The 26,134-nt window shown below is 66.7% G+C and carries 26 protein-coding genes; 13 read left to right on the top strand and 13 right to left on the bottom strand.

Annotated features, from left to right (window positions below; all coding sequences use genetic code 11):
- The first annotated feature begins 33 nt into the window (after positions 1-33).
- On the top strand, positions 34-774 hold the full coding sequence (locus ACO1P8_RS16630; protein WP_486296988.1) for an amino acid ABC transporter ATP-binding protein: 741 nt from the start codon (positions 34-36) through the stop codon (positions 772-774).
- A gap of 95 nt (positions 775-869) precedes the next feature.
- Here the strand turns inward: ACO1P8_RS16630 and ACO1P8_RS16635 are convergent, their stop codons facing one another.
- Complete coding sequence (locus ACO1P8_RS16635; RefSeq protein WP_486296989.1) at positions 870-1,535, bottom strand: CGNR zinc finger domain-containing protein; 666 nt, start codon at positions 1,533-1,535, stop codon at positions 870-872.
- A 377-nt stretch (positions 1,536-1,912) separates the two neighbouring features.
- On the opposite strand from ACO1P8_RS16635, the gene ACO1P8_RS16640 reads away from it, so the two are divergent.
- From ACO1P8_RS16640 to ACO1P8_RS16655, 4 genes are all read left to right on the top strand, one after another.
- Positions 1,913-2,770 carry an alpha/beta fold hydrolase gene (locus tag ACO1P8_RS16640; RefSeq protein WP_486296990.1) on the top strand — a complete coding sequence of 286 codons (858 nt, stop codon included), beginning with the start codon at positions 1,913-1,915 and terminating at the stop codon, positions 2,768-2,770.
- A 90-nt stretch (positions 2,771-2,860) separates the two neighbouring features.
- Positions 2,861-3,835 (top strand): zinc-binding alcohol dehydrogenase family protein, encoded by a 975-nt coding sequence (locus ACO1P8_RS16645; RefSeq protein WP_486296991.1) that lies wholly within the window; start codon positions 2,861-2,863, stop codon positions 3,833-3,835.
- A 21-nt stretch (positions 3,836-3,856) separates the two neighbouring features.
- Positions 3,857-4,633, top strand: a complete 777-nt coding sequence (locus ACO1P8_RS16650; RefSeq protein ID WP_486296992.1) for an SDR family oxidoreductase — start codon at positions 3,857-3,859, stop codon at positions 4,631-4,633.
- 144 nt (positions 4,634-4,777) lie between these two features.
- Positions 4,778-5,785 (top strand): Bug family tripartite tricarboxylate transporter substrate binding protein, encoded by a 1,008-nt coding sequence (locus ACO1P8_RS16655; protein ID WP_486296993.1) that lies wholly within the window; start codon positions 4,778-4,780, stop codon positions 5,783-5,785.
- Between the two features lie 81 nt (positions 5,786-5,866).
- Here the strand turns inward: ACO1P8_RS16655 and maiA are convergent, their stop codons facing one another.
- The 5 genes from maiA to gtdA form a co-directional block, all read right to left on the bottom strand.
- Entirely contained in the window at positions 5,867-6,505 is a 639-nt protein-coding gene (gene maiA, locus ACO1P8_RS16660) for a maleylacetoacetate isomerase (RefSeq protein WP_486296994.1), read from the bottom strand.
- Positions 6,506-6,536: 31 nt separating this feature from the next.
- A complete protein-coding gene (locus ACO1P8_RS16665) occupies positions 6,537-7,502 on the bottom strand; it encodes a tripartite tricarboxylate transporter substrate binding protein (protein ID WP_486296995.1) in 966 nt (321 codons plus the stop codon).
- A 58-nt stretch (positions 7,503-7,560) separates the two neighbouring features.
- Entirely contained in the window at positions 7,561-8,817 is a 1,257-nt protein-coding gene (locus tag ACO1P8_RS16670) for a flavin-dependent oxidoreductase (protein WP_486296996.1), read from the bottom strand.
- Between the two features lie 3 nt (positions 8,818-8,820).
- Positions 8,821-9,519 (bottom strand): fumarylacetoacetate hydrolase family protein, encoded by a 699-nt coding sequence (locus ACO1P8_RS16675; protein ID WP_486296997.1) that lies wholly within the window; start codon positions 9,517-9,519, stop codon positions 8,821-8,823.
- A 295-nt stretch (positions 9,520-9,814) separates the two neighbouring features.
- The gene (gene gtdA, locus ACO1P8_RS16680; protein WP_486296998.1) at positions 9,815-10,864 is read right to left on the bottom strand and encodes a gentisate 1,2-dioxygenase; all 1,050 of its coding nucleotides are present in this window, start codon (positions 10,862-10,864) and stop codon (positions 9,815-9,817) included.
- A gap of 108 nt (positions 10,865-10,972) precedes the next feature.
- Here gtdA and ACO1P8_RS16685 point away from each other — a divergent pair, with 108 nt between their 5' ends.
- Both ACO1P8_RS16685 and ACO1P8_RS16690 read left to right on the top strand, forming a co-directional pair.
- Complete coding sequence (locus tag ACO1P8_RS16685) at positions 10,973-11,893, top strand: LysR family transcriptional regulator (protein WP_486296999.1); 921 nt, start codon at positions 10,973-10,975, stop codon at positions 11,891-11,893.
- Between the two features lie 74 nt (positions 11,894-11,967).
- Positions 11,968-12,594 carry a LysE family translocator gene (locus ACO1P8_RS16690; RefSeq protein WP_486297000.1) on the top strand — a complete coding sequence of 209 codons (627 nt, stop codon included), beginning with the start codon at positions 11,968-11,970 and terminating at the stop codon, positions 12,592-12,594.
- Between the two features lie 88 nt (positions 12,595-12,682).
- Here the strand turns inward: ACO1P8_RS16690 and ACO1P8_RS16695 are convergent, their stop codons facing one another.
- From ACO1P8_RS16695 to ACO1P8_RS16705, 3 genes are all read right to left on the bottom strand, one after another.
- Positions 12,683-13,675 carry a Bug family tripartite tricarboxylate transporter substrate binding protein gene (locus ACO1P8_RS16695; protein ID WP_486297001.1) on the bottom strand — a complete coding sequence of 331 codons (993 nt, stop codon included), beginning with the start codon at positions 13,673-13,675 and terminating at the stop codon, positions 12,683-12,685.
- 203 nt (positions 13,676-13,878) lie between these two features.
- Entirely contained in the window at positions 13,879-15,072 is a 1,194-nt protein-coding gene (locus ACO1P8_RS16700) for a CaiB/BaiF CoA transferase family protein (RefSeq protein ID WP_486297002.1), read from the bottom strand.
- A 205-nt stretch (positions 15,073-15,277) separates the two neighbouring features.
- Positions 15,278-16,057, bottom strand: a complete 780-nt coding sequence (locus ACO1P8_RS16705) for an alpha/beta fold hydrolase (protein WP_486297003.1) — start codon at positions 16,055-16,057, stop codon at positions 15,278-15,280.
- A gap of 147 nt (positions 16,058-16,204) precedes the next feature.
- On the opposite strand from ACO1P8_RS16705, the gene ACO1P8_RS16710 reads away from it, so the two are divergent.
- Positions 16,205-17,770, top strand: a complete 1,566-nt coding sequence (locus ACO1P8_RS16710; RefSeq protein ID WP_486297084.1) for an HD domain-containing phosphohydrolase — start codon at positions 16,205-16,207, stop codon at positions 17,768-17,770.
- Positions 17,771-17,775: 5 nt separating this feature from the next.
- Here ACO1P8_RS16710 and ACO1P8_RS16715 read toward each other — a convergent pair whose 3' ends face one another.
- The 3 genes from ACO1P8_RS16715 to ACO1P8_RS16725 all read right to left on the bottom strand — a co-directional run bounded on the left by ACO1P8_RS16715 (position 17,776) and on the right by ACO1P8_RS16725 (position 21,710).
- Positions 17,776-18,672: a LysR family transcriptional regulator gene (locus tag ACO1P8_RS16715; protein WP_486297004.1), complete on the bottom strand. Its 897-nt coding sequence runs from the start codon at positions 18,670-18,672 to the stop codon at positions 17,776-17,778.
- A gap of 112 nt (positions 18,673-18,784) precedes the next feature.
- Positions 18,785-20,332: a glycerol kinase GlpK gene (gene glpK, locus ACO1P8_RS16720; RefSeq protein ID WP_486297005.1), complete on the bottom strand. Its 1,548-nt coding sequence runs from the start codon at positions 20,330-20,332 to the stop codon at positions 18,785-18,787.
- The gene (locus ACO1P8_RS16725; protein WP_486297085.1) at positions 20,322-21,710 is read right to left on the bottom strand and encodes a DHA2 family efflux MFS transporter permease subunit; all 1,389 of its coding nucleotides are present in this window, start codon (positions 21,708-21,710) and stop codon (positions 20,322-20,324) included. Before ACO1P8_RS16725 ends, glpK begins: the two co-directional genes overlap by 11 nt.
- Positions 21,711-21,876: 166 nt before the next feature.
- Between ACO1P8_RS16725 and ACO1P8_RS16730 the strand changes: the two genes are divergently transcribed.
- The 4 genes from ACO1P8_RS16730 to ACO1P8_RS16745 all read left to right on the top strand — a co-directional run bounded on the left by ACO1P8_RS16730 (position 21,877) and on the right by ACO1P8_RS16745 (position 24,299).
- Positions 21,877-22,065: a DUF3460 family protein gene (locus ACO1P8_RS16730; RefSeq protein ID WP_486297006.1), complete on the top strand. Its 189-nt coding sequence runs from the start codon at positions 21,877-21,879 to the stop codon at positions 22,063-22,065.
- 17 nt (positions 22,066-22,082) lie between these two features.
- The gene (locus ACO1P8_RS16735; RefSeq protein ID WP_486297007.1) at positions 22,083-22,973 is read left to right on the top strand and encodes a segregation and condensation protein A; all 891 of its coding nucleotides are present in this window, start codon (positions 22,083-22,085) and stop codon (positions 22,971-22,973) included.
- Between the two features lie 44 nt (positions 22,974-23,017).
- Positions 23,018-23,860, top strand: a complete 843-nt coding sequence (gene panC, locus ACO1P8_RS16740; RefSeq protein WP_486297008.1) for a pantoate--beta-alanine ligase — start codon at positions 23,018-23,020, stop codon at positions 23,858-23,860.
- A gap of 205 nt (positions 23,861-24,065) precedes the next feature.
- Positions 24,066-24,299: a response regulator transcription factor gene (locus tag ACO1P8_RS16745; RefSeq protein ID WP_486297009.1), complete on the top strand. Its 234-nt coding sequence runs from the start codon at positions 24,066-24,068 to the stop codon at positions 24,297-24,299.
- Positions 24,300-24,351: 52 nt separating this feature from the next.
- Here ACO1P8_RS16745 and ACO1P8_RS16750 read toward each other — a convergent pair whose 3' ends face one another.
- Entirely contained in the window at positions 24,352-25,146 is a 795-nt protein-coding gene (locus tag ACO1P8_RS16750; protein WP_486297010.1) for a copper resistance protein NlpE N-terminal domain-containing protein, read from the bottom strand.
- A 157-nt stretch (positions 25,147-25,303) separates the two neighbouring features.
- On the opposite strand from ACO1P8_RS16750, the gene ACO1P8_RS16755 reads away from it, so the two are divergent.
- On the top strand, positions 25,304-26,128 hold the full coding sequence (locus ACO1P8_RS16755) for a prepilin peptidase (protein WP_486297011.1): 825 nt from the start codon (positions 25,304-25,306) through the stop codon (positions 26,126-26,128).
- Positions 26,129-26,134 lie beyond the last annotated feature (6 nt).

The raw sequence follows: 26,134 nt of genomic DNA on the forward strand, positions 1-26,134 counted from the left end.
CCGGAGCGGCGCCAGAGGCAAGGGAGCGCCCGCATGGCCGACGCTATTATCCGTATGCAGGATGTGAACAAGTGGTACGGGCAGTTCCACGTCCTGCGCAATATCAACCTGGACGTCGCGCCGGGCGAGCGCATCGTCATCTGCGGTCCATCGGGATCGGGCAAGTCGACCCTGATCCGCTGCGTCAACCGGCTGGAAGAGCATCAACAGGGCCATATCCTCGTCAGCGGCACCGAACTCACCAACGACCTCAAGCATATCGAAATCATCCGCCGCGAAGTCGGCATGGTCTTCCAGCATTTCAATCTGTTCCCGCACCTGAGCGTCCTGGAGAACCTGACGCTGGGGCCCATGTGGGTGCTGAAGAAACCGCGCGCCGAGGCGGAAGCCACCGCGCTGAAGTTCCTGGAGCGCGTGCGCATCCCGGAGCAGGCCAACAAGTTTCCGGGCCAGTTGTCCGGCGGCCAGCAGCAGCGCGTGGCGATCGCCCGTTCGCTGTGCATGAACCCGAAGATCATGCTGTTCGACGAACCGACCTCGGCGCTGGACCCGGAGATGGTCAAGGAAGTGCTGGACGTGATGGTCAAGCTGGCCGAGGAAAGCGGCGTGACCATGCTGTGCGTGACCCACGAGATGGGCTTTGCACGCAAGGTCGCCGATCGCGTGATCTTCATGGATCGCGGCGAGATCATCGAGCAGAACACGCCGGACGAATTCTTCGATCATCCGCAAAACGAGCGGACGAAACTCTTTCTTAGCCAGATCCTGCACTGACCCCTCCGGGGTGCATGCCGGTGGCGGCGGCGAAGGCCGCGACAGCGCCGCACGCCGACGCCGTCGCGCGTCCGGCGGTGCAAGACCGCCAGATGCTAGCGCGCGCCGGCCTGCCGGGCGCGCTGGCGATGCGCGGCGACCTTGGCGCGATTGCCGCACACGGCGGTGCTGCACCATCTGCGGCGATGGCCGCGCGTGTGATCGGCGAACAGCAGGGTGCAACGGGCGCCCTCGCAGTGCTTCACGTACGTGAAATCCTCGCTGGCGACGAAGCGCGCGAGCGCCTCGCCGATGGGCAGCAGCAGCGATTCCGGCGAACGCCAGCGGCGCGTGACCTGTAGTCGCAACACGCCGCTCGCCGCGGCGTCCGCATCGTCAGTCGCGGCTGCCACGGTGCTGCCAACAACCACCTGCGTATAGCTTTCGTCGCGCTCCAGCAGACGATTCAGCGGTTGCAACGCCTGCAGGGCGTCCTGCGTAAGCGTGCGGCCCATGTGTTGCCGTACGAACTCCCTGAACCATTCCCGTAAGGCCCGGGCCTGGGCGGCGACGCCGTCCAGTTCGCCCGGCATGGCGCGCGCGCGCAGCGCCAGCAGCTCGTCGGCCGGTACCAGGCCGGCCTGTTCGAGCCAGGCAAGCAATCCTTCTCCGCTATCGATCCAGTCGATCGTTGTATCGACCGGCGTGGCGATCGAGTTCAGGAAATCCAGCGCCTTTGCGTCGGCGATGAAGATCGCCGGCAGGTGGTTGTGCCCGTGCATTCGTGTGTCCTTTGCCGCCCTGTCTGGCGGCCGGATGCGGTAACTCATTAAAAAGCTGTTGACAGGTTATCATCACCGAAAGTAACCTTGCAACAGCTCGTAGATAAGTTACGCGGGGACCGGTCGAGCAGCGAAGGTCGGACAGGGTGGACAGCGCGCCTCTTTGCCCGGATTCATTGGCTTGTACGCGAGGATCTCGCCGGTTTGAAAGGGGGTGGTATGTAGCTGGCCCGCTGGCCGATCCGCCACGGAAGCTGCCGGCGGGATCCGCTGGACAACTTTGATTGTGTAACCGATTTAATATGACTGGATAGGTTTTAGATTCGCCGCCAAGCCGGCGCGACCGTTCCGCAATCCATCGACCGAAGGAGAATGCCATGACCACGACTTATCGCCGCACCCAGGCCGGTGGCCTGAATGTGTTCTATCGCGAGGCGGGCACGCCGGGCGCGCCCAAGCTGCTGCTGCTGCACGGCTTTCCCACGTCCAGCCATATGTTCCGCGACCTGATTCCTTTACTGGCGAGGGATTTCCACATCGTCGCGCCCGATTTGCCGGGTTTCGGCCAGACCGACATGCCGCCGCGCGAGGTCTTCGATTACACCTTCGACAACTTCGCGCGTGTGATCGAAGCCTTCACCGAGGCGGTCGGCTTCGATCGCTATGCAATGTACGTATTCGACTATGGCGCACCGACCGGCTTTCGCCTCGCGTTGCGTCACCCGGAACGCATCCGCGCCATCATCACGCAGAACGGCAACGCCTATGAAGAAGGCTTGAGCGAAGGCTGGAATCCGATCCAGGCGTACTGGCGCGATCCTTCGCCGCAGAATCGCCAGGCCTTGCGCGCGCTGCTGGCACCGGAAACCACGCTGTGGCAATACACGCATGGGGTCGCCGATCCGGCCGCGGTATCGCCGGATGGCTATAGCCTGGACGATCATTACCTCGCGCGGCCGGGCGCCGACGAAATCCAGCTGGACATCTTCGGCGATTACAAGACCAACGTCGCCCTGTATCCCGAATTCCAGGCGTACTTCCGCCGTCACCAGCCGCCGCTGCTGGCGGTGTGGGGCAGGAACGACCCCTTCTTCCTGCCGCCCGGCGCCGACGCCTTCAAGCACGACATCCCTGCGGCCACGGTGCGGTTTTTCGATACGGGGCACTTCGCCCTCGAAACGCACGCCAGCGAGATCGCCGGCGAGATCCGCGCGTTCCTGCATTCCCTCGCGTGAAAACGACCGGCCGTCGCCGACGGCCGGCGCGGACTCATTCCCGCGGGCCGGTCAGGCCGGTCGTGGGACCTTCATGATCGGAGATCAACAATGCGAGCAATCGTTCTCGAAAAATTCGGCGGCCTGAATAGTCTCGTCTATAAGGACATCCCGGAGCCCGAGCCCAAAGACGGCCATGTGGTCATCGAGATCAAGGCCTTCGGCATCAACCATGCGGAAATGCATATGCGGCGCGGCGAATGGGCCGAGGCCGCGCCCGTCAGCGGCATCGAATGCGTGGGTGTGGTGAAGTCCTGCCCCGGCGGGGAATTCCCGGTGGGGGCGAAGGTGGCGGCGTTGATGGGCGGCCTGGGCCGCACCATCAACGGCAGCTACGCCGAGTACACACGGGCGCCCGTCTCCAACGTTGCGCCGATCGACGCCGACCTGCCGTGGGACGTGCTGGCCGCGATCCCGGAAACCTATGCAACCGCATGGACCTGTCTGTTTCGCAACCTGGATCTGCGGGACGGCCAGACGGTCGTGATACGCGGCGCGACCTCGGCCTTCGGCCAGGCCGCGGTGAAGCTGGCGGTCAACGCAGGCGCGCGCGTTATCGCGACGACGCGCAATCCCAAGCGCTTCGAGATGCTGCAGGCGCTGAGAGCCGTGCGGGTCGAACAGGAAGGACCGGACCTGTCCAGGCGCATCGCCGAAGCCGGGCAGCTGGACGCGGTGCTGGATCTGGTGGGCAACAGCACCATCCTGGATTCGCTGGCGATGCTGCGCCGCGGTGGCAAGGCGTGCCTGGCGGGTTGGCTGGGTGGCCTGGCGCCCATCGCGGATTTCAATCCCCTGCTGCAAATGGCGAGCGGCGTGTACCTGACGTTCTTCGGCAGTTTCGTGTTCGGCACGCCGGGATTCCCGCTGTCGGATGTGCCCTTGCGGGACATCGCCAGGGACGTCGCGGCGGGGCGCCTGCAAGTGCAGCCGTCGCGCGTATTCGGTTTCGAGGAAATCCATGAGGCCCATCGGGTGATGGAAGCCAATGAAGCCGCGGGAAAGATGGTTGTGGTGCACCGCTAGAGCGAGCCGAGGAGAACGGAAATGGAAATGCATAAATCAGTGGCGATTGTGACGGGCGCCAGCCAGGGGATCGGGCGGGCGACCGCGCTGCGTCTGGCGCGAGATTTCGACGCCGTTGCGCTGGTTGCACGCAACCGCGCCAACCTGGACGACACCGCCGCGGCGGTGCGTGCGGCCGGGGCCGAGGCCCTGGTTATCGGCGCCGACCTGGCGGACCCGTCCGCGCCCGCCGTCGTGGTCGATGCTACGGTGACGGCGTTCGGCGGTGTCGACGCGCTGCTGAATATCGCGGGCGCGGTGCCTCAAATCGATCTGTTCGAGATGTCCGACCGGCAATGGGATGACGGCATGGCCTTGAAGCTGCATGGCGCGCGTCGGCTGACCATCGCCGCCTGGCCGCATCTGCGGACGTCGAAAGGGGCGGTGGTCCTGATGTCGGGAAATACCGCCGAACAACCGAAAGCCCCGTCCGCGGCGGTCGGGGCCATCAACGCGGCGATCGCGGCGCTGGCCAAGGCCTTCGCCGATCGCGGGATCGCGGATGGCGTGCAGGTCAACAGTGTCCTGCCGGGAGCCGTGATGACGGCGCGCCGGCGCGCCTTCCTGGAGCAATCGGCGCCACGGCGGAACATGACGCTGGAGCAAGCGATGGCGAGCTTTCCGCGGGAGGCGGGGATCGCGCGGTATGGCCAGGCCGAAGAGATCGCCGAATTGATGGCGTTCCTGGTCTCGCCGGGTGCGCGCTGGCTGACGGGTGCGGCATTGCGCATGGACGGCGGGGAAGTCCGGACGGTATGACGCCCCGGGGACGTGCCATGGGAGCCCGGCGATAGGGCGCTCGTACCGGGGTCTGGGCGGCCAGATCGGCCTTGTTCCTCAAATAGCGCGGGTGGCTTCTCAGTTATGCTACTGGCTATTTCAAAACATATGAGGGAGGAGAGCATGTCCCCGAATTTACTCAACCGCCTGGCCCGCATGCTGGCGTGCGGTGCGGTCGCGCTGGCAGCCGTGGCGCCTGTCGCCGGCCATGCCGCCGACAACTATCCCAGCAAGCCCCTGCGCTTCATCGTTCCCTATCCCCCTGGCGGTCCGCTGGATACGATGGCCCGCATGCTGGCCGAGAAAGTACGCGGGGACCTGGGCCAACCGGTCATCGTGGAAAACCGCGCCGGCGCGGGCGGCAATATCGGCGCCGACCTGGCGGCCAAGGCGCAGCCGGACGGCTATACGCTGGTGATGGGCGCGGTGGCCACGCATGCCATCAATCCCTGGCTGTTCAAGAACCTGCCCTACGACCCGATCAAGGACTTCGCGCCGGTGACGATCGTGGCGTCGGTGCCCAATGTGCTGGTCGTCAATGTCGACTTCGCCAAGAAGAACCACATCAACAGCGTGGGCGACCTGATTGCCTATGCCAAGGCCAACCCCGGCAAGCTGAACTACGGTTCGGGCGGCAACGGCAGCGCGGGACACTTGGCCGGCGAACTGCTGAAGGCACGTACGGGCGTCAGTATCGAGCACATCCCCTATCAGGGCGCGTCCCCGGCGCAACTGGCGTTGCTGTCGGGCCAGTCGGACTTCATGTTCGATAACCTGGCGGCGTCCGCCCCCCTGATCAAGGACGGCAAAGTGAAGGCGCTGGCCGTGACGACCAAGGAACGTTCTTCGCTGCTTCCCGACGTCCCGACCGTCGAGCAATCCGGCGTCAAGGATTTCGACCTGGGCACGTGGTTCGGCGTCTTTACCACGGGCGGCACGCCGCCCGCGGTGGTCGACAAGTTGAACAAGGCATACAGCGCGGCGCTGATGCAGCCGGATGTACGCCAGCGCCTGCTGACCATGGGCTCCGAGGTCAAGCCCATGTCGCCCGCACAGTTCGCCGACTTCGTGCGCAACGAGATGAACAAGTACAAGGAAATCGTCAAGGTTTCGGGCGCCAGCACGAACTGAACGACGACCGTTGCGCGTCCCGGGCGATCCCGCCCGGGCGCGTCATGGGCATGCGGCGCCGCGCCGCGTGCCACCCGCCCGCTATGCGACGAAGTCCGGCTGCCTGGCCGGGGCCGCGCGCTGGAAGGCCGGCTGCGCGTCGCAATGCGCGTAGACCGCCATGGCGCGCGGATAAGCCGACATATCGCAGCCCATGCGTTGCGCGTTGGCGATCTGCGGCACCAGGCAGACATCGGCCAGGGTGGGCGCTTCGCCGAAGCAGTAGGGGCCTTGCCCGTGACGGGCCAGCAGCGCTTCCACCGCCCGCATGCCGTCCGCCACCCAGTGCCGGTACCAGGCATCCTTCTGTTGCGCCGACACGCCCAGCACGTCGGTGAGATAGCGCAGGATGCGCAGGTTGTTGACCGGATGGATATCGCAGGCGATGACGCTGCTCAATTCCAGCACGCGCGCGCGCCGTTCGGCGTCGCGCGGAATCAGCAGCGGTTCCGGATGGGTGCTGTCCAGGTAGTCGATGATCGCCAGCGACTGGCCGAGGTTCATCTCGCCGTCGCTCAGCAGCGGCACGGAGCCGGACGGGTTCCGATCCATATAGTCCGCCGCGCGGTGTTCCAGCGTGCGGATGTTGATGGGCCGGTATTCCGGGTCCAGGCCCTTCAGTGCCAGCGCGATGCGGACCCGATAGGAAGTCGAACTGTTGAAGAAGCTATAGAGTTGCATGAAGCCAGTTCCGTGTGTTGCCTGACGGGCGTCAGTCCGCCTTGATGCCGGCGCGCTTGACGATATCGCTCCAGCGCTTGGCGTCCTTGGCGATCAGGGCGGCGAATTCCTCCGGCGTGGAGGTGGCCGGTACCATGCCCTGGGCTTCGAATGCGGTGGCCGTGGACGGCGCCTTCAGGGCTTCGCCGATCTGCTTGTTCATGCTGTCCACGATCGCGGCGGGGGTGCCCTTGGGCGCCAGCACGCCGTACCACATGTCGACGTCCGCGCCCGCGAGTCCCGATTCGGTCAGGGTCGGCACGTCGGGCAACTGCGGAATGCGCTTGGGGCTGCCGGTGGCGATGGCCTTCAGCTTGCCCGCCTTGATCTGCGGCAGCGCCACGTGCACCGGCAGGAACATGTAGTCCAGCCGTCCCGCCAGCATATCCGTGACGGCGCCCGCCGTACCCTTGTAGGGCACATGCAGCATCTCGGTCTTGCTTTGGTCCAGCAGCAGCGCCATGGCCAGATGGTGCGGCGTGCCGACCCCCGGCGTGCCATAGGTAAGCTTGCCCGGCTGCTTGCGCGCGGCGTCTTCCAGCTGTTGCACGGTGTTTACCGGATTGGATGGGTGGGTGACCAGCAGCAGCGTGCCCCAGGATGTCAGGCTGACCGGCGCGAAGTCCTTGACCGGGTCGTAATGCAGCTTTTCCTTGTACAGCGGCTGGTTCATCACGAAGGTATTCACGGTCACCAGGAAGGTATAGCCGTCCGGCGCGGCACGGGCGACTTTCTCCGTACCGATGTTGCCGCTGGCGCCGGCCAGGTTTTCCACGATGACCGATTGCCCGAGCGTCTTGGGCAAGGTGGCAGCCAGTTGCCGCGCCACCAGGTCGATGCCGGTGGCCGGCGTGAACGGCACGATCAGCGTGATCGGCCGGTCCGGCCAGGCGGCCTGGCTAACGGATGCCGTCGCGGCAAGAACCAGCGCGGCCAGGGCGCGAAACAGGGTTTTCATTGTTATCTCCTTGCGGGCGCGGTGTCTCGGCCGCGCCCGTCGGGTGGTACTGCGGGGATCAAAGGAAGGACGGCCGCGAGGTCAGCGTCGCGGGATCGAATCCGGCGACCTGTTTGTAGCGGTCCGAGATGGCTTGCAGTTCGTCGCGGCTGATCACGTCCTCGATACGCTCGAAGCGTTGGTCGTGAGAACGCTCGTAGGCTTCGCGCAGGATAGCGTCCGGCGGATTGCTGCGATTGGTCAGGACCACCTTGGTGGTCGCCGCCACGCGCGCCTTGTCGTATTCCTGCAGCGCAGCCGGGGTCAGGCCCTGCGTCTTGAGCCGCCCCGCCAGGAACCGCGCGTCGATGATGGCCTGGCCCGCGCCATTGGAACCGCGCGGCACCATGGGGTGCGCGGCATCGCCCAGCAGGGTCATGCGGCCCTGCGTCCAGGTGGGCAGAGGATCCTGGTCCACCATGGGGTATTCCAGCACCGAATCGGCGTTCTCGATCAGCGCGGCCACGTCCAGCCAGTCGAAATGCCAATCGGCGAAGGCCGGGAAGAAGTCTTCCAGGCGTCCCTGGCGGGTCCAGTCGCGCACCGCCGGTTCGGGCGATTCGATTTCGGCGACCCAGTTCACCAGCTGGTTGCCTTCGGCGTCGACGTTGTCGCGGATCGGGTAGATCACCATCTTGCCGATCGACAGCCATCCCGCGCGCACCATGCTGCCGCCGCTCAGGAAGGGCTTGCAGCGCGTCACGCCGCGCCACATGTTGACGCCGGAATAGCGCGGCGCACCTTCGTTGGGATAGAGCTGCTTGCGCAATGCCGAATGGATGCCGTCGCACCCCACGACGATGGCGCCGCGCACCGATGGACGCGCCTTGCCGGCGCCGTCCGTCATGTGTACGGTGACGCCGTCGGCATCCTGCTCCACGCGGACGGCCCGGTGGTCGGTCAGGATGCTATCGGCGCCGAGGCGCTGGCGCACGGCTTCCAGCAGGGCCATCTGCAGATCGCCGCGGTGTATGGAGTATTGCGGCCAGGCATATCCGGCCGCCTTGCCCGCCGGTTCGCTGTAGATGAACTGGCCGTGCCGCGTGAAGAAGATCGATTCCTTCGTATGCACGCCCAGTTTGTCCAGCGCGGGCAGCAGGCCGAGCTCGTCGAGCTCGCGCGCCGCGTGCGGCAGCAGGTTGATGCCCACGCCCAGCGGCTTGATTTCCGGAACGGCTTCGTACACCCGGCAGGCGATGCCGGCCTGGTGCAGGCTCAGGGCCAGTACCAGGCCGCCCACGCCCGCGCCTACGATGATGACGTCGGTATCTTTCATGATTTACACCACCCGTGCGCGCAAGGTACCCAGACCTTCGACCCCGCCTTCCATGAGGTCGCCCTTGACCACCGGCCCCACGCCTTCGGGGGTGCCGGTGTAGATAAGATCGCCCGGTTCCAGGCGGAAGTAGCGCGACAGGTAGCTGATGGTTTCGGCCACGGACCAGATCAGCTTGGACGTGTCGCTGCGTTGCTTGTCCTGCCCGTTCACCTTCAGCCAGATGTCGGCCTTCGGGAAGTGGCCCTTGGCGGCGACGGGATAAAGCGGGCCGATCGGCGCGCTGTCGTCGAATGCCTTGCCCAGTTCCCACGGGCGACCGGCCTCGCGCATCTTCATTTGCAGGTCGCGGCGGGTCATGTCCAGCCCGACCGCGTAGCTGTGCACGTGGCCCAGGGCATCGTCCACAGCGATATCCGCGCCGCCCTTGCCGATGGCGGCGACCAATTCGATTTCGTAGTGGTAGTTCGACGTTTCGGTCGGGTAGGGCAGGTTCAGCGTCTCGCCCTCGACCACCGGCATGACGGCGTCGGCCGGCTTGCAGAAGAAGAACGGCGGTTCGCGGTCGGGATCGAAACCCATCTCGCGCGCATGGGCGGCGTAGTTGCGGCCGACGCAGTAAACGCGGCGCACGGGAAAGCTATCGCCGGTTCCGGCGACGGGCACGGCGACGGTCGCCGGCGGAGCAAAGACGTAAGGCATGTGCGAAGAAACCTTAATTGGCAGGACAAAAAAATGGCGACCGACTACATCGCATGAAACCGTGTTCCCATGAAGGGAAGCGCGCAGCGCTTCGGAGACTGGAACAACCCACCACAACACCCCAAAAAAAACAGGTGCATCCGACCCGGGACGCCGAGGATCCGGCTCCGCCGGTCCTCCGGCGTCGCCCCCCTTGAAGGGGGGAAGCGCGCAGCGCTTCGGGGGTGGGCCTCCTCCCCGGTCCTCCAGCGTCGCCCCCTTTGAGGGGGAAGCGCGGAGCGCTTCGGGGGTGGGCCTACAACCGTTCTTCCCGCAGCAGGCCGAGCGCCGCCTGCACGGGGCGGTCGGAATAGCTGAACAGGATGGCGTCGTCCATGGCTGCCAGTTGTACCGGCTGCCACGAGGGCGCCACGAAGACATCGCGGGGTCCGAAATGGAATTCCTGGTCGCCTACGCGTGCGGTGCCGCGGCCTTCCACCACGGAATACACGGTGGAGTCGGTGCTGCGATAGGTCTTGCCCTGGAATCCGGCCGGCAGGAATTGCATGAAGGTCGCCATGGTGGGCATCGGATAGCCGCCGGTCGCCGGATTGACATAGCGCAGCTTCACGCCGTCCCATGCGTCCAGTTCGCCGTAGCGGTACAGCTGGTCCAGGGCCTCGCGGCTGCGCTCGTAGGGATAGTTGAAGATGGGCGAATTGCCGTTGGCCGGCACGTGGCGCACAGGTGCCATGTTGTTGCCGAACCGGGCGAAGCTGTCGCCCTCGTGGCGCGTCACGGGCTGCGTGGCCGAGGGGTAGTTTTCGGCGAAGCCGGCATCCAGCATGCGCAGCAGCGGGATATCGAGTCCATCCAGCCAGACTACGGGCTCGCCGCCCTCGGCTGCCTCGATGTTGCCGTGATCGTGATAGGTCCACGACGGCGTGATGATGAAGTCGCCGGGATGCATGGTGGTGCGTTCGCCGTTGACCGCCGTATAGGCGCCGGAGCCTTCCACAATGAAGCGCAGCGCGGACTGCGTGTGGCGGTGGCTGGGCGCGATCTCGCCGGGCAGGATCAGCTGCAGGCCGGCATATAGCGTTTGGGTGATGCTGGCCTGGCCGGGCAGGCCGGGGTTCTCCAGGATCAGGACGCGGCGCACCGCTTCCTCCGCGCTGATCAGCGTGCCGGCTTCCATGACGTCGGCGCGCACGTCGTTGTAACGCCACATGGCCGGTACGCAGCGTGGCGTCGGGGTGCGCGGTACCAGGTTATGCAGGGATTCCCACAGCGGCGCCATGTTCTTGCGGGCGATCCGTTCGTAGTACGCGGCACGATCGGCGCGCGTCGATGTTCCTTCGGCCATGGCCTTGTCTCCTGAACGTTTTTTCGTATTATGTGAGCCCAGATATGCCTTCGGAAATGAATTTATCTTATTATCCATACATAAAAATGTATGGCTGACGGGCGCCCCATGGACTGGACCTACCGACTGCGCTTGCGCAACCTGAAGATGCTGCTCAGCCTGGCGCAGACGCGCAATATCAGCCATTCCGCGGCGATGCTCAATACGACGCAGCCGGGCTTATCGAAATGGCTCAAGGACCTGGAAGACGACATCGGGCTGCCGCTGTTCGAGCGGCACGCGAGGGGGCTGCGCCCCACGCCTTACGGCGAAGCCCTGATCGCCCATGCGCAGCGCATCGATGCCCAGCTGGAGCGCGCCAGCGGCGATATGGCCGCATTGCGCCAGGGCGGTGGCGGGCGGGTGGTGATCGGTGCGTCGGGCGCGTCGGCATCGGACACGGTGCCGCTGGCCGTCATGCGGCTGCTGGAACTGATGCCGCAGGCGCGCGTCAAGCTGGTCGAATCGACCATGGATCACCTGCTGGGCCAATTGGCGCAAGGCGAACTGGATATCGTCGTCGGCCGCTCCGCGCCGGAGCATCACGACCCCGCCATTCTGTCGGAATCGCTATACCTGGAGCCGGTCCACATGGTGGCGCGGCCGCGCCATCCGGTGTTCAATCTGACGGCCATCGCATGGGAAGACCTGATGGCCTATCGCTGGATCGTCTGGCCCAAGGGAACGCCGATCCGCAATGCACTGGATACGGCGCTGGCCGCTGCCGGCAAGGCCATGCCCGCGGATCACGTGGAATCCAACTCGGTAACGGTGAACCTGACCCTGATCAGCAACAGCGATCTGATCGGCGTGGCCTCGCACCGCGCGGCGCTGCGGTTCACGCACATGAATGTCATGCGCATCCTGCCGATCCGATTGTCGGGCTTCGGCGCGGTCGCGATGTATTGGCGGCAGGAAACCTTCCAGCCCGCCGCTGTGGAAACGGCGCTGCAAAGCCTGCGCGACGTGGTGGGAGAGCATCAGGGATAGCGACGCTGGCGGCCGCCATGACGGCTGTTATGCGGGCGCATCGATGATTATCGTGGCAAGGAGGAAAAGTCGTTATGTCCTGGGAACATTGGCTGGCCTTCGTGGCCGCTTCGGTCGTCCTGCTCGTCATTCCGGGGCCGACCATCCTGTCCGTCATCAGCTATTCGCTAGCGCATGGGCGGCGCGCGCGCTGGCCGCTGGTCGCGGCGGTGGCGCTGGGCGATTCCACCGCGCTGTGCCTATCGCTGCTGGGCCTGGGCGCCTTGCTGGCGGCGTCGGCGTTCTGGTTCACGGTGGTGAAGTGGATGGGCGGCTGCTATCTGCTTTACCTGGGTATCCGCATGCTGCGCGCGGGCGTGGCGGGCGGCGCCGCGCCGGCCGTAGCGCCCGTGCCGTTATCGCGCTGGAAGCTGTTCGCCAATACCTGGCTGGTGACGGCGTTGAACCCCAAGGGCATCGTGTTCTTCGTCGCCTTCCTGCCGCAGTTCATCGACCCGGGCCGCGCCACGGAAGCCCAGATGTGGATCCTGGCGACGACCTTCGTGGTGCTGGCTGCGATGAATGCCAGTCTTTACGCGCTGTTCGCCGGTGCCGCCAGTCGTTGGCTGGCGGCACCGCGCGCGCGCCGCGGCTTTCATCTGGCGGGCGGATCGCTATTGTCCGTGGCCGGACTCTGGGCCTTGCTGGCCCGCCGGCCGTAATGCGCGATCGTGTGTCGCGGCAACGGGACCAGGCGGGGGGCTTGCCTGCCCCCGCCTCGACCTGTCGATGCAGGGGCCGCGCCGTCGCTCAGTTGGCCGTGATGTGGGCCTTTTCCACGACGGCCTTGTAGCGCACCAGTTCGGTTTGCGTGTACTTCGCCAGCTGTTCGGGGCCCATGAACTCGGCTTGCGCGCCCTGCTCCGCGGCTTTCTTGCGGAACTCGTCGGTCTTCATGATTTTCTCGATTTCACCGGCGAGTTTGTCGATGACGGCCTTGGGCGTATTCGCCGGCGCGTACATCGCGAACCAGGACGACACCAGCAGGTCGGGATAGCCGGCTTCGGCGGCGGTCGGGACGTTGGGTAGCGATTCCAGGCGGGTCTTGCCGGTGACGGCCAGCGGACGCAGCTTGCCGGCGGCGATCTGGCCCAGCAACGGCGGCGGCGTGGTGATTGTCATGTCGACCGAACCGCTGAGCAGATCGGCCAGGGCCGGGCCCGTGCCCTTGTAGGGAATATGCGTGGTCTTGATGCCGGCCATCTGGTTCAACAGCTCGGTGGCGACCTGCTGCAGCGAGCCGTTGCCCGAGGACGCATAGTTCAGTTCGCCGGGATGCGCCTTGGCGTAGTCCACCAGTTCCTTCATCGATTTGATCGGCAGCGTGGGGCGCACCACGACGACCTGCGGCGCCGACAGCACATTGGCGACGGGCGTGAAGGACTTGATGGGGTCCCAGTTCAAGCCGCTGGTGATCAGCGGCGTGATGACCTGGTATCCGGAATATTGCAGCAGCAGCGTGTAGCCGTCGGGATTGGCGCGGCTCACGGCCTGCGCCGCGATGCTGCCCGATGCGCCTGGCTTGTTCTCCACGACCACGGATTGTCCGAGCGCCTGGGCCAGCGGCTGGGCGATCAGCCGTGCCGCGATGTCCGTCGTACCGCCAGGGGCGGCGGAGACGATCAGCGTGATCGGGTGGTCGGGATAGGCGGCGCCGGCGGCCAGGGGCGCGGCGGCCATGGCGGCAAGGCCCGCGGCGGCCAGCAGGCGGCGCAGGGATGTGGTCAGGGTGCGGTCATGCATGTCGATGTCTCCGTCTTGTTGTGCGGGATGATGGCGGGTACTGCGTCGCCGGTACGATGAAGCGTCGGTCTGCGATGGGTGCGGCGTTGCCGCGCGCAGCCGGTACCGGTGGGGTGCTGATATGGAAATGATGCCGATTCAGTGCCGAGATAATTTCGATTCGATGCCGATGCGCTGCTGATGCGGTGTGCGGACGCGGCCTTCTATCCGATGATTCCGGCGGCGCGTAGCGCGGCGCGCTGCTGGTCGTCCACACCGGCCTCGCGCAATACGGCATCTGTGTCCTCGCCCAGGGTGGGTGCGCGATCGCGCACCGTGCCGGGATTGCCGGACAACAGCGGGAAGACGGCCGGCATTTCTACCGCGATGCCGCTGGCCGATTCGACCGTCACGATGGCCTGGCGTGCGCGGTAATGCGGATCCTGCGCAATGTCGGCCACGCTGTAGATGCGTCCGGCCGGCACGCCCGCCTCGCGCATCGCGTCCAGTACCTGGTCGATGGTGCGGCCGCGCGTCCAGGCGCCGATGGCGGCATCGATTTCCTCTACGCGGGCGACGCGGCCGTCGTTGCGGGCCAGCGCGGGATCGTGCGCCAGGTCCTCGCGGCCGATGCGCGCCATCAGCCGCGTATAGATGCCGTCGCCGTTGCCGGCGATGAGGACGAATCCATCCTCGCAGGGATAGGCGTTCGACGGCGCGATGCCCGGCAGCGCCGCGCCGGCGGGTTCGCGCACTGCGCCGAACACGGAATATTCCGGCAGCAGGCTTTCTGTCAGGTTGAAGATGCTTTCGTACAGCGCCGCGTCGATCACTTGCCCGGTACCGCCGCGCGCATCGCGCTCGTACAGCGCCAGCAGCACGCCCAGCGCGCCGTGCAGCCCGGCAATGGTGTCGCCCAGCGACACGCCGGCGCGTACCGGCGCGCGACCCGGCTCGCCATTCAGGTAGCGCAGGCCGGCCATGGCTTCGCCTATCGCGGCGAAGCCCGGTTCACCGGCCTTCGGGCCGGTCTGCCCGTAGCCGGAGATGCGCAGCATGATCAGGCGCGGGTTCAGCGCGTGCAGCGTTTCCCAGGAAAGGCCCCATTTCTCCATGGTGCCCGGACGGAAGTTTTCGACCAGCACATCGGCCTCCGCCGCCAGCAGGCGCACGATGTCCTGCCCTTCCGGCTGGCGCAGGTCGACGCAGACGGATTGCTTGTTGCGCGATTGCGCTTCCCACCAGACGGACGTGCCCTCATGCAGCATCCGCCATTTGCGCAAGGGGTCGCCCACGCCGGGCGGTTCTATCTTGATGACCTGGGCGCCGAAGTCGGCCAGCGTCTTCGCTGCGAATGGGCCGGCGATCAATTGCCCCAGTTCCAGCACGCGGATACCCGCGAGAATTTGTCGTGCCATGTCTCCTCCCCGCGTACAGCCGTCAGGGACCGACAGTGTGCCGTGGGAAGGGAAGCCCCGGGAATGATGCATTCGCCAAAGGGGGTTTCCGGAAACGAGAAAGCCCGGGCCGCGCGTGCCGGGGCTGGCGGGCCGCGGTTCGCCGCCAGGCGCGCAGGCCATGGCGGCGGCCGGGCGGCGCCTGTACGTGGTCCGTTCTACCGCTTCAGTCGACCTTTTTCGCCTCGGCGATGATGGCCGCCGCGACGGCGGCCGGATGGCTCAGCATGGCGACATGGCTGGACCGCACATGGGTGACCGTCGCGCCGATGGCGGCCGCCATCCTGGCCTGTGCGGCGGGGTCGATCATGTGATCGAGGTCGGTCACGACGAAGGCGGAGGGCTTGTTGTGCCAGGCAGCGGTCGAAACCTTATCGTCCAGGGCGCTTGCCGCCCAGGGGCCTTGCGTGGCGGCGAGCACCCGGGCCGAGGCCGCGGGCAGGTCCTGCGCGAATTGATGCAGGATTCCATTTGTCGACAGCGTCAGGAAGCCGCCGGAATCCTTGCGCAGTTCGGGCGCCCATGCGGGGGCGGGCGCGCCCCGCATCAGATCGTTGACCGATTGCCCGTTGTCCGGCGCGATGGCGGCGACATAGACCAGGGCTTTTACCTTGTCGTCGTTGCCCGCTTCCGTGATGACCGAGCCGCCCCAGGAGTGTCCGACCAGGATGACCGGCCCCTGCTGCGCGTCGATGACGCGACGTGCCGCCGCGGCGTCGTCGGCCAACGAGGTCAGCGGGTTCTGGACGGCCACGACGTGGGCGCCGTGCGCTTCGAGCAGGGGGATGACCTTGTTCCAGCTGGAACCGTCGGCGAAGGCGCCGTGCACCAGCACGATATTCTTGCCTTTCAGGTCCTGCGGCGGGGGAGCCGCGTGCGCGGCCGCGGTCGCCAGGGCGCTGCCCAGGAGCAGGGCGGAGAGGGATTTCTTCAACTGGGTTTTCATGATGCTATTCTCGATGCGGTTCAAGGAGACGCCAGCTTGACGCATGGGCCGGAATAAATGCATCGGATGAACATCCGATGCTCGCCCATTCCTTCCATGGCCGCGATCCGCGCGGCCTGCGGGGCCGGCGATACGGAGTATTCGCGGATGGACGCGCGCAGCGACCCTATCCCGGTTTTTGACGGCATACGGGCATTGGCCTTCATCGGCGATCTCAGCATGGGACAGCCGACGGACCACTCGCCACGCGTGGCATGGCTGGCTTGCCGCATCGCGCGCGCGGCGGGGTGGGGCGTCGACGAGCGGCACGCGGTGCAGGAGGCGGCCTTGCTGCGATGGTCCGGCTGCACCGCCAATGCGGGGGACGTCGCCAACGTGCTGGGCGATGACATCGCCAGTCGCGAGGCGATGCTGGCGATGCGTCCGGGATGGTCGGCGCCGCTGGCGCAGCACGTCGCGGCGGCGGCCCTGCGTCCCCTGGCGGAAATCCATTGCGAGGTAGCGGCCCAGGTCGCCGCGATGCTGCGGCTATCCACCGCCGCGCAGGAGATCCTGCGCAATACGTTCGAAACCTGGGATGGCGGCGGCCTGCCGGCGGGCCGTGCGGGTGCGGCGGTGCCGCGCGGCCTTTTCGCTGTCGCTTTGGCCGGCGACCTTGACGTACTGGCCCGCGTATATGGCATGGACCGGGCGCGCGAGACGATCCGGGGCAGGGCCGGCGGCGCCTATCCGGCCGACCTGGCGGATATCGTCCTGGCCGATGCCGGGGAGTGGATGCGGGAGCTCGATGCATGGGACGGGTCGCGCCAATCCGGCCCGGCGTCGGCCGTCGATGCCGCGGATGGCAATCCTGCGGCAGCCGATGCGGATGGCGATGCGGCTGTTGGCTTGCCGCCTACGCCCGCCTCGCTGCGGCCCGCATCGTTGGAACTGGTCGCCGATATCGTCGACCTGAAACTGCCATGGATGACGGGCTTTTCGCGCGGGGCCGCGACGGCGGCCGCTGTCTGTGCCCAACGGCTCGGGACGGGGGAAGAGATCGTCCGGGCCGTTTACCGCGCCGGGCTGGTACATGGCATAGGCCGCGCCGCGGTACCGAACGCCGTCTGGAATACCCCGGGCCCGCTTTCCGCCCAGGCCTGGGAAAAAGTGCGACTGGTGCCCTATTGGACGGCGCGCGCCGGCAGGCAGACCGGTTCGCTGGCGGATGCCGCGGAGCTCGGTTCGCACGCCTATGAGCGTGCCGACGGCTCAGGCTATTTTCGCTCGATCGGCGCACCGGCCATCGGTCTGCCCGCCCAGATCCTGGCGGCGGCGGTGGCCTGGGTCGCGCTGCGGTCGCCGCGGCCCTGGCGCGTAGCCATGACCGACGAAGCCGCCACTGCCTGCCTGCGCGACGAGGCGGATCGCGGACGCTTCGACCGCCATGTCATCGAGGCGCTGGTTTCCATCCATGCCGCCGACGGCGTGGACTCGCCGAAGGCATGCGCCGGCATCGATGCGGCGCCACGCGCTGACAGCGCCTTGCTGACCCATCGCGAACGCGATGTGCTGCGCGCCATCAGCCTGGGTGCCACCAACAAGGAAGCCGCGCGCCAGCTGGCGCTAAGTCCCAGCACGGTGCGCACCCACGTCGAAAACGTCTTTCGCAAGCTGGAGTGCTCGACCCGCGCGGCCGCCACGTTGAAGGCGACGGCGCTGGGCCTGCTATGAGAAGGTCAGCCGGCTGCGCGCAGCTGTGCCAACAGCATGCGCGAGGCCAGGGTCAGCGTGTCCACGTCGCGCACGCCCAATAGCAGCCAGCGCCGCGTCCAGTCGTCGGTAAGCGGGATCAGTCGCAGCTGCATGGAACGCGCATGCGGTTCGGCCGCGATGCGCGGCAGCACGCCCACGCCGCGCGTGGCGACCACCATGCGGCAGATGGCGTCGAAGCTGCGGACCTGGATGCGCAGTTTCATGGCGGTATCCAGGCTTGTGCAGGCCTGCGCCAGCAGGCTGGCCAGCGATGTGCTGGGCGGCAGCCCGACATAGTCGTATTCCAGCGTTTCGGCGAAGGCCACGCTGGCGCGCGGGGCCAATGGATGGCTGTCGGGCACGACCAGCATCAATTCGTCGCGCTTGTACGGAAAGGTCTGCAGGCCCGCTTCGGGCGTGTGTTCGCCGAAGATGCCGATATCGGCGCGGTTCTCGACGACGGCGGCGACGATCTCGCTGCTGTTCTGTTCTTCCAGGTCGATGCGCACGGCCGGATGTTCCGTCATGAAGCGCGACAGGTCATCCGGCAGGAATTGCGTGATGGAAGACGTGTTGGCGGCAATCCGCACCTGGCCCCGCACGCCTTGCGCGTAATCGGATAGCGTGCCCGCCATCTGGTCGACTTCCTGCAGGATGCGGGTGGCGTGCGCCAGGCAGGCCTGGCCGGCATCCGTCAATTCCACGCCGGCCGCCTTGCGAAACAGCAGCGGCGAGCCCAGCGCGGCCTCCAGGTCGGAAATCCGCTTGCTGGCCGCCCCCACCGCCAGCCGCGCCTGCCGCGCGCCGGCCGATATGCTGCCCAGCCGCGCGACCGAAGCGAACAGCGCGAGCGTGACAAGATCGATGCGGGCAAGATTCATATCAATTCCTCCACGCGCGTAGCACTCCCATCATCCGTGACACCGAGGTCCGGCTCCGCCATCCCTCCAGCGTCGCCCCCCTGGGGGAAAGCGCGTAGCGCTTCGGGGGGGGTCACTTCATCCAGCCCTTGGATAATTCGACCGCCTGGCCCCAGCGGCGCAGGCGTGCCTCGCGCTGGTCGGCGGACCAGGTGGGCTCGAAGCGCCGTTCCGCCTGCCACTGCGCGGCGAAGGCGTCCATGTCGGCCCAGAAATCTACCGCCAGGCCGGCCAGACCCGCCGCGCCGCGCGCGGTCGATTCCGAGACGCGCGGCCGCACGACGGGTACGCCGAGCAGGTCGGCCTGCATTTGCATCAGCAGATCGTTGCGGGCCGCGCCGCCGTCGACGCGCAGTTCGGACAGGTCTATGCCGCAGTCGGCCTTCATGGCCGTCAGCAGTTCGGCGCTTTGCAGGGCGATCGACTCCAGGGTGGCGCGCGCGATATGGGCGCGGGTGGTGCCGCGCGTCAGGCCGACCAGGGTGCCGCGCGCGTAGGGGTCCCAGTGCGGCGCGCCCAGGCCGGCGAAGGCGGGCACCAGGAACACGTCGTCCGTGTCGGCCACGCTGCCGGCCAGCGCTTCGACGTCTTCCGAGCGCTGAATGATGCCCAGGCCGTCGCGCAGCCACTGCACGGCCGCGCCGGCCACGAATACGCCGCCTTCGAGCATGAAGGTGGGCGTCCAGGCGGGCCCGCCGCTGGCGAAGACCTGCGCGTCGGCCGTATCCTGCGCCGGGGCCGGCAGGCCCCAGCCCACCGTGGACAGCAGCCGGTTGCGCGAGGCCACCGGCTTGTCGCCGACGTTCATCAGCATGAAGCAGCCGGTGCCGTAGGTGTTCTTGGCCATGCCGGGCTTGAAGCAGGCCTGGCCGAAGGTGGCGGCCTGCTGGTCGCCGGCCACGCCGGCGATGGGAATGGCGCCGCCGAACCACTGCGGCAGCGTCTCGGCGATCACTGCGCTGCTGGGGGCCACCACGGGCAGCACCGAGCGGGGAATGTTCAGGCATTCCAGGAGCTCGTCGCTCCAATCCTGCGTATGGATATCGAACAGCAGCGTGCGCGATGCATTGGTGCAATCCGTGCTGTGGACCTTGCCGCCGGTCAATTGCCAGATCAGCCAGGTGTCGACGGTGCCGAACGCGATCTCGCCGCGTTCGGCCGCGGCGCGCGCGCCCGGTACGTTGTCCAGCAGCCAGGCCAGCTTGGTGCCGGCGAAATAGGCGTCCAGCACCAGGCCGGTGCGCTGTTGCAGGAAGTCGGCGCGGCCTTCGCGCCGCATGCGGTCGCAGGCTTCGGCGGTGCGCCGGTCCTGCCAGACGATGGCGTGCGCCAGCGGGCGGCCGCTGGCGCGGTCCCAGATCAGCGTGGTCTCGCGCTGGTTGGTGATGCCGATGGCGGCGACGTCGGCGGCGGTCGCCCCGGCGTTGTGCAAGGCCTCGCGCGCAACCTCCAGCTGGCTGCGCCAGATTTCGCCGGCGTCGTGCTCGACCCAGCCGGGATGCGGGTAGTACTGGCGGAATTCGCGCTGTCCGACCCCGCGCGCCCGGCCTTCGCGGTCGAACACGATGGCGCGCGAGCTGGTCGTACCCTGGTCCAGGGCCAGAATGTATTCATTCTTCATCGCTGGTCTGCGCCTTCTGTCCGTTGAGGTTACTGCCGGCCGCCGGATCCAGCCGGCGGAAGGAGAAAAACGAGGCCGCGCACAACAGGCCCACCACCAGGAAGCCGGCAACGATATCGGCGATGCTGGCGCGTTCGGAGCCGCGCAGGGCCATGCTGACATTCAGGGTGACGGCCGCCACGCCCACGCCCAGGCTGACGCCAAGCTGTTGCGCCATCGCCGCGAAGCTGCTGGCCCGGCTCATTTTGTCCGGGCCGATATCGGCATAGGTCAGCGCGTTCACGCCGGTGAATTGCAGCGAACGGAAGAAGCCGCCGACGAGCAGCACCAGGATGATCAGCCACGAGGGCGTGTCCGGCTGGAACAACGCGCATACGCAGATGAATGCCCCCGTCAGCACCGCGTTGACGGTAAGCACGCGCCGGAAGCCGTAGCGGCGCACGATCGGCGTGGCGACGAATTTCATCAGCAGGGCGCCGGCCGCGCTGGCGAAGGTAATCATGCCCGCGGCAAACGGCGTCAGGCCGAAACCCACCTGCAGCAGCATGGCCAGCAGGAAGGGCGTCGCCCCCACCGAGAAACGGCACAGGTTGCCCGCCAGGGTCGAGATTTTGAAGGTGGGGATGCGCATCAGCGACAGGTCGATGATCGGATGCGCGGCCTTGCGCGAGTGATGCACGTACCAGAAGCCGCTGAGCAGGCCGATCACCACCACGCCCAGGGCGTGCGCATTGCCGGCGGCGTCCTGTCCGACGGCCTCGAAGCCGCCGACCAGGGTGGCCATGCTGATACCGCTGAGCACGAAGCCCAGCCAGTCCAGGCCGGGCACGTCCTTTTCGCGGATCTCCTGGATATATCGCAGGATCAACGCGATGCCCAGCGCGCCCATGGGCACATTGATCAGGAAGATCCAGTGCCAGGATGCATAGGTAACCAGAAAGCCGCCCAGCGGCGGCCCGATAACCGGCCCCAGCAGGGCCGGAATGGAAAGGAAGGACATGGCCTTGAGCAGGTCTTCCTTAGGTACCGTGCGCAGCAGGATGATGCGTCCCACCGGCACCATCATGGCCCCGGCAATACCCTGCGCGACGCGCGACAGGACCAGTTGCGCGACCGTTTGCGACAGCGCGCAGGCCACCGAGCTGAGCGTGAACAGGCCGATGGCGGCGATGAAGACGCGGCGCGCGCCGAAGCGGTCCGCCGCCCAGCCGCTGACGGGAACGAAGACGGCCGCCGCCAGCAGATAGGAGGTAATCGCGACGTTCAGCCGCACCGGCGTGGAATCCAGCGACGCCGCCATGGCGGGCAGCGCGGTGGCGACCACGGTCGCGTCCAGCATCTGCATGAACAGGGCGCAACCTACGATGAAGGGAATCATTTTGGCCGCCCGCAAGGCGGCGGGATCGGCGAGCGGGGGGACGGAGGCCAGCGTTTTGGTGGGCATGTCGGGGGAGGGCGGCGGGGTGCCGGCTCATTGTAACGCCGCGCTTTCGGCTGCCCTGAAGTAAACTGCCGGGTAACGCAACTGCCCCAAGCATGGTCCCATGGCCAACAATTACGAATCGGAAATCACCCGTTTCCTCAACGATTTCAAGAAGACGCATCCCGATGTGGAAAAGCGGCAGCGCGAAGGCCGCGGCCTGCTTTGGGATAAGCCGCAGGATCCCGAGCTGCTGGAAGGCTTCCGTGCCGCGCGTGTCCCGCAAAGGCCCTACGTCTATCAGAACGACTGAGCGGGCCCTTCTCGCTTATGTCGAAGAACGCTTCCGTGCCGGGGAAGGACCTGGCTGCGCTCGTGGAGCCGCCGGTGGATAGCACGCCCGACACCGTCGATAGCGTGGCTTTCGCGCGGTTGTACGGCGAGCCGCTGTTCCAGCTGCCGCAGGATCTCTACATCCCGCCCGACGCGCTGGAAGTGTTCCTGGAGGCCTTCGAAGGCCCCCTCGATCTGCTGCTCTACCTGATACGCAAGCAGAATTTCAACGTGCTGGACATTCCCATGGCGGATGTCACGCGGCAATACCTGTCCTACGTCGAACAGATCCGCGTGCACAACCTGGAGCTGGCCGCCGAATACCTGCTGATGGCCGCGATGCTGATCGAAATCAAATCGCGCATGCTGCTGCCTGTCAGGAAAAGCGATACCGGCGAAGAGGTCGAGGACCCGCGCGCCGAACTGGTGCGCCGGCTGCTGGAATACGAGCAGATGAAGCTGGCGGCGCAAAAGCTGGACGCGCTGCCGCAGCTGGGGCGCGACTTCCAGCGCGCCCAGGCCGTGGCCGACCTCAGCGTCGAGCGCGCCATGCCGGACGTATCGCCCGAGGACCTGCGCCAGGCCTGGGCGGACATCATGAAGCGGGCCAAGCTGAACGCCCACCACCACATCACGCGTGAACAGCTGTCCGTGCGCGACCACATGACGCACATCCTGCGGCGCCTGAGCGACGTGCGGTTCATGGAATTCAGCGAAATGTTCATGGAGCGCATCGATGAAGGCGCGCCCGTCGCCGTGGTCGTGGTGCATTTCATCGCCATGCTGGAGCTGGCGCGCGAGTCGCTGCTGGACATTACGCAGGCAGAGCCTTACGCGCCCATCTATGTGCGGCTGGCTTATACCAGCGTGGCGGCCGAAGCGGCCTGATCTACGGCGCCCGCCGCGCGGTGCGCTTATTCCCGGAGACATCCTTGAAAGTCGTACACAGCATCCAGGAACTGCGCGATCACCTGCGCGGCCAGAACCGGGTGTCCTTCGTGCCCACCATGGGCAACCTGCACGAAGGCCACCTGGCGCTGATGAAGCTGGCGCGCCAGCATGGCGACCCGGTCGTGGCCAGCATTTTCGTCAATCGCCTGCAGTTCGGGCCGGCGGAGGATTTCGACCGCTATCCGCGCACGCTGGCCGAAGATATCGAAAAGCTCGAGCGCGAGCGCGATGTCTACGTGCTGTTCGCGCCCGACGAGCGCGAGATGTACCCGGAGCCGCAGAACTACCGCGTACGTCCGCCGGATGACCTGGGGGATATCCTGGAAGGCGAGTTCCGCCCCGGTTTCTTTACCGGGGTATGCACCGTGGTGTTGAAGCTGTTTTCCTGCGTGCAGCCGCGCGTGGCGGTATTCGGCAAGAAGGACTACCAGCAGCTGATGATCGTGCGCGCCATGTGCCGTCAGTTCCAGCTGCCCGTGGACGTACTGGCGCACGAGACCGTACGCGCACAGGACGGCCTGGCCCTGTCGTCGCGCAATCGCTATCTTGGCGAGGCCGAACGGGCCGAAGCGCCGGCTTTATACGCCCAGTTGCAGCAGATCCAGCAACAATTGGCCGGCGGCCAGCGCGATGCCGCCGCGCTGGAAGCGGATGCCACGGCGGCGTTGGCCGGCCGTGGTTGGAAGGTGGACTACATCGCCGTGCGCCGCCGCCGCGACCTGAAAGCCCCGGACGCCGCCGATATGGCCGCGGGCGAACCGCTGGTCGCCCTGGCGGCTGCCAAGCTGGGCGCCACGCGCTTGATCGATAACCTGGAGTTGTAACGTAGGGCGGGGCTGCGTCGGATTAGTCCGATCTCCCGGCCTCGCCGGGCGGGGACCCTCCGGTCTCCGGCCGGCGTTCTCCCTCTGGAAATCCGCCATCTGTACTGGTTCCGTGACGAAATCGTCACCCTGTCAGAACTGACAGCTTTCGGCGTCCGGGTATCCATGCAAGACTACCGGCCCACCGATCACCAGGGAGGCCAGCATGGTTCAGGCGCAGGGGTGCGCAAGAAAACGCGCGGCGGCATTGACGCCCCGCGAACGCGATATCGCGACGTATCTCGTTACCGGCAAATCGAATAAATACATCGCCATCGAGCTGAATATCTCGTCGCGGACGGCGGAGGCGCACCGGGCGCGCATCTTCCGCAAGATGGGGGTGCGCAATGCGATGGAGCTGGCGTGCCGGATGTGCCCCCATACCCGCTGCAATGACTAGCGAGGGCCAGGCCCGGCGGGCATGCCACGCCGGTATGGCCGGCGCGCCCGCATCAGGGGCATTTGGGAGGCGTCTGCTTGGCCAGTTCGTTGATAGGGTCCAGATCCGGCTGGCGCGTCAGCGTGTAGTTCAGGCTGGGCGTGACGCCGGCAATGGTGCGCAGGCGCAGGACGTTGTTGGCGGCCAGTACGAATTCCGCGCGGGTCTGGTTGTCCGGCCCGATCAGGAAAATGCGCGGCGGCTTTTCATCGGTGACTTGCCAGCAGCCCTGTTCCGCGATCGGTTTGCCGCCGCCCGCCGCCGAATCCAGGTAGGCGGAGCGCCCGCGCCAGCGGCCGTTGGGCGCCAGCGTCAGCGTGATGCGTTGCGCCTCGCACTCCATGCCGGCGGCGAAACAGGGCAGGGTGCCCATATAGGTTTGCGGCTGCGGCACCAGGCTGCGCTCCGCCGCGCTGGGCGGCGCCGCGGGTTGGGGCGCGGTGTCGGCCTGCGCCACGCTGGGCGGCGGCACGGGCTGCCCGTCTTCGGCGGTATGGCCTTCCTGGATCGCCCGGGCGCGCTGCGCTTCCATCTGTTGCTGCTGGGTGGGCGTCGGCGGGTTCAGGTCGATCTGCAATTGCGCGGGGGCACGCACCACGGGCCGGTAATCCGCGCCCGTGCCCATGACCTGGGCATCATGGACGGTGTTGCCGCGCGGCAGGTCGTAGTAACCGGCCTGTTTCTGCTCCGCGCAGCCCGCCACGCCGGCCGCGCCGGCCATCGCCAGGGCCAGTACCGCGATCGAGCGTATCCGTGGAAACGGCGCGGACCGGGCCGGGGGTTCACAAGCGGTGGAGAGGGCGGGCATGACAGCGTATCCTGATTAAACACATGCGCACAATTCTCGCATGAATGCCTTGGCGCGGCGCGTTGTCCTTTATGTTGAATCCTGCCGGCTCGCGATACTCGCCAGGGTAAAGCGCGGCCGCTATGATCGCGTCGCCTTCCTCCATGGATATTCATTCGTGTCTCTCGATCCCCATGCCGCCATCCTGCTTGCCGCCATACTGGGCCTGGCGATCGGCAGTTGGCTGACCACGGTGGTGCATCGCCTGCCCCGCATCCTGGAATACGATTGGGCCGAGCCGCCGTTCGAGGGCGAAGCCGGACAGGGCCAGGCCGCCGTGCGTCCCCGCCTGTGGCGGCCGTCCAGCCATTGTCCGGCGTGCGGCGCCGCCATCCGCGGATGGCGGCGGATTCCCCTGCTGGGATGGCTGTGCCTGCGCGGCCGCTGCGGCGTGTGTGGCGCGCGTATCGGCTGGCGCTATCCCTCGATCGAGTTGATGACGGCGGTGCTGTTCGGGCTGTGTGCCTGGCATTACGGACCTGGCCTGGCGGCGGCGTGTGCGATGGTCCTGGCCGCCTCGCTGGTGGCGATGGCCTGGATCGACGCGGAAACCGGGCTGCTGCCCGACGCCATCACCTTGCCGCTGATCTGGGCCGGCCTGCTTGTCAATACGCTTGGCGTATTTGCCTCGCCCGTCGAATCCATCCTCGGCGCCGCCGTGGGCTATCTGTTCCTGCGCGGGCTGCATCACGCCTTCCTCTGGGCCACCGGCCGCGAAGGCATGGGGTATGGGGATTTCAAATTGCTGGCCGCGTTGGGTGCCTGGCTGGGGCTGGGGGCACTGCCCCTGCTGTTGCTGCTTGCCTCGCTGGCCGGTGTCGCGGTCGGGCTGGCGCTGATACTGACGCGCCGCATCGGCCGCGACCAGCCGCAGCCCTTCGGCCCCTATCTGGCGCTGGCTGGTATCGTTGGGCTTCTGATGGCCCGTCCACCGCTGGGATAGGGCAGG

The organism is Bordetella sp. (assembly GCF_057362025.1).

Bases quoted from the DNA above. Each gene is read 5' to 3' on its own strand.
- ACO1P8_RS16630 (WP_486296988.1), top strand. From the start codon at position 34: ATGGCCGACGCTATTATCCGTATGCAGGATGTGAACAAGTGGTACGGG.
- ACO1P8_RS16635 (WP_486296989.1), bottom strand. From the start codon at position 1,535: ATGCACGGGCACAACCACCTGCCGGCGATCTTCATCGCCGACGCAAAG.
- ACO1P8_RS16640 (WP_486296990.1), top strand. From the start codon at position 1,913: ATGACCACGACTTATCGCCGCACCCAGGCCGGTGGCCTGAATGTGTTC.
- ACO1P8_RS16645 (WP_486296991.1), top strand. From the start codon at position 2,861: ATGCGAGCAATCGTTCTCGAAAAATTCGGCGGCCTGAATAGTCTCGTC.
- ACO1P8_RS16650 (WP_486296992.1), top strand. From the start codon at position 3,857: ATGGAAATGCATAAATCAGTGGCGATTGTGACGGGCGCCAGCCAGGGG.
- ACO1P8_RS16655 (WP_486296993.1), top strand. From the start codon at position 4,778: ATGTCCCCGAATTTACTCAACCGCCTGGCCCGCATGCTGGCGTGCGGT.
- maiA (WP_486296994.1), bottom strand. From the start codon at position 6,505: ATGCAACTCTATAGCTTCTTCAACAGTTCGACTTCCTATCGGGTCCGC.
- ACO1P8_RS16665 (WP_486296995.1), bottom strand. From the start codon at position 7,502: ATGAAAACCCTGTTTCGCGCCCTGGCCGCGCTGGTTCTTGCCGCGACG.
- ACO1P8_RS16670 (WP_486296996.1), bottom strand. From the start codon at position 8,817: ATGAAAGATACCGACGTCATCATCGTAGGCGCGGGCGTGGGCGGCCTG.
- ACO1P8_RS16675 (WP_486296997.1), bottom strand. From the start codon at position 9,519: ATGCCTTACGTCTTTGCTCCGCCGGCGACCGTCGCCGTGCCCGTCGCC.
- gtdA (WP_486296998.1), bottom strand. From the start codon at position 10,864: ATGGCCGAAGGAACATCGACGCGCGCCGATCGTGCCGCGTACTACGAA.
- ACO1P8_RS16685 (WP_486296999.1), top strand. From the start codon at position 10,973: ATGGACTGGACCTACCGACTGCGCTTGCGCAACCTGAAGATGCTGCTC.
- ACO1P8_RS16690 (WP_486297000.1), top strand. From the start codon at position 11,968: ATGTCCTGGGAACATTGGCTGGCCTTCGTGGCCGCTTCGGTCGTCCTG.
- ACO1P8_RS16695 (WP_486297001.1), bottom strand. From the start codon at position 13,675: ATGCATGACCGCACCCTGACCACATCCCTGCGCCGCCTGCTGGCCGCC.
- ACO1P8_RS16700 (WP_486297002.1), bottom strand. From the start codon at position 15,072: ATGGCACGACAAATTCTCGCGGGTATCCGCGTGCTGGAACTGGGGCAA.
- ACO1P8_RS16705 (WP_486297003.1), bottom strand. From the start codon at position 16,057: ATGAAAACCCAGTTGAAGAAATCCCTCTCCGCCCTGCTCCTGGGCAGC.
- ACO1P8_RS16710 (WP_486297084.1), top strand. From the start codon at position 16,205: ATGGACGCGCGCAGCGACCCTATCCCGGTTTTTGACGGCATACGGGCA.
- ACO1P8_RS16715 (WP_486297004.1), bottom strand. From the start codon at position 18,672: ATGAATCTTGCCCGCATCGATCTTGTCACGCTCGCGCTGTTCGCTTCG.
- glpK (WP_486297005.1), bottom strand. From the start codon at position 20,332: ATGAAGAATGAATACATTCTGGCCCTGGACCAGGGTACGACCAGCTCG.
- ACO1P8_RS16725 (WP_486297085.1), bottom strand. From the start codon at position 21,710: ATGATTCCCTTCATCGTAGGTTGCGCCCTGTTCATGCAGATGCTGGAC.
- ACO1P8_RS16730 (WP_486297006.1), top strand. From the start codon at position 21,877: ATGGCCAACAATTACGAATCGGAAATCACCCGTTTCCTCAACGATTTC.
- ACO1P8_RS16735 (WP_486297007.1), top strand. From the start codon at position 22,083: ATGTCGAAGAACGCTTCCGTGCCGGGGAAGGACCTGGCTGCGCTCGTG.
- ACO1P8_RS16745 (WP_486297009.1), top strand. From the start codon at position 24,066: ATGGTTCAGGCGCAGGGGTGCGCAAGAAAACGCGCGGCGGCATTGACG.
- ACO1P8_RS16750 (WP_486297010.1), bottom strand. From the start codon at position 25,146: ATGCCCGCCCTCTCCACCGCTTGTGAACCCCCGGCCCGGTCCGCGCCG.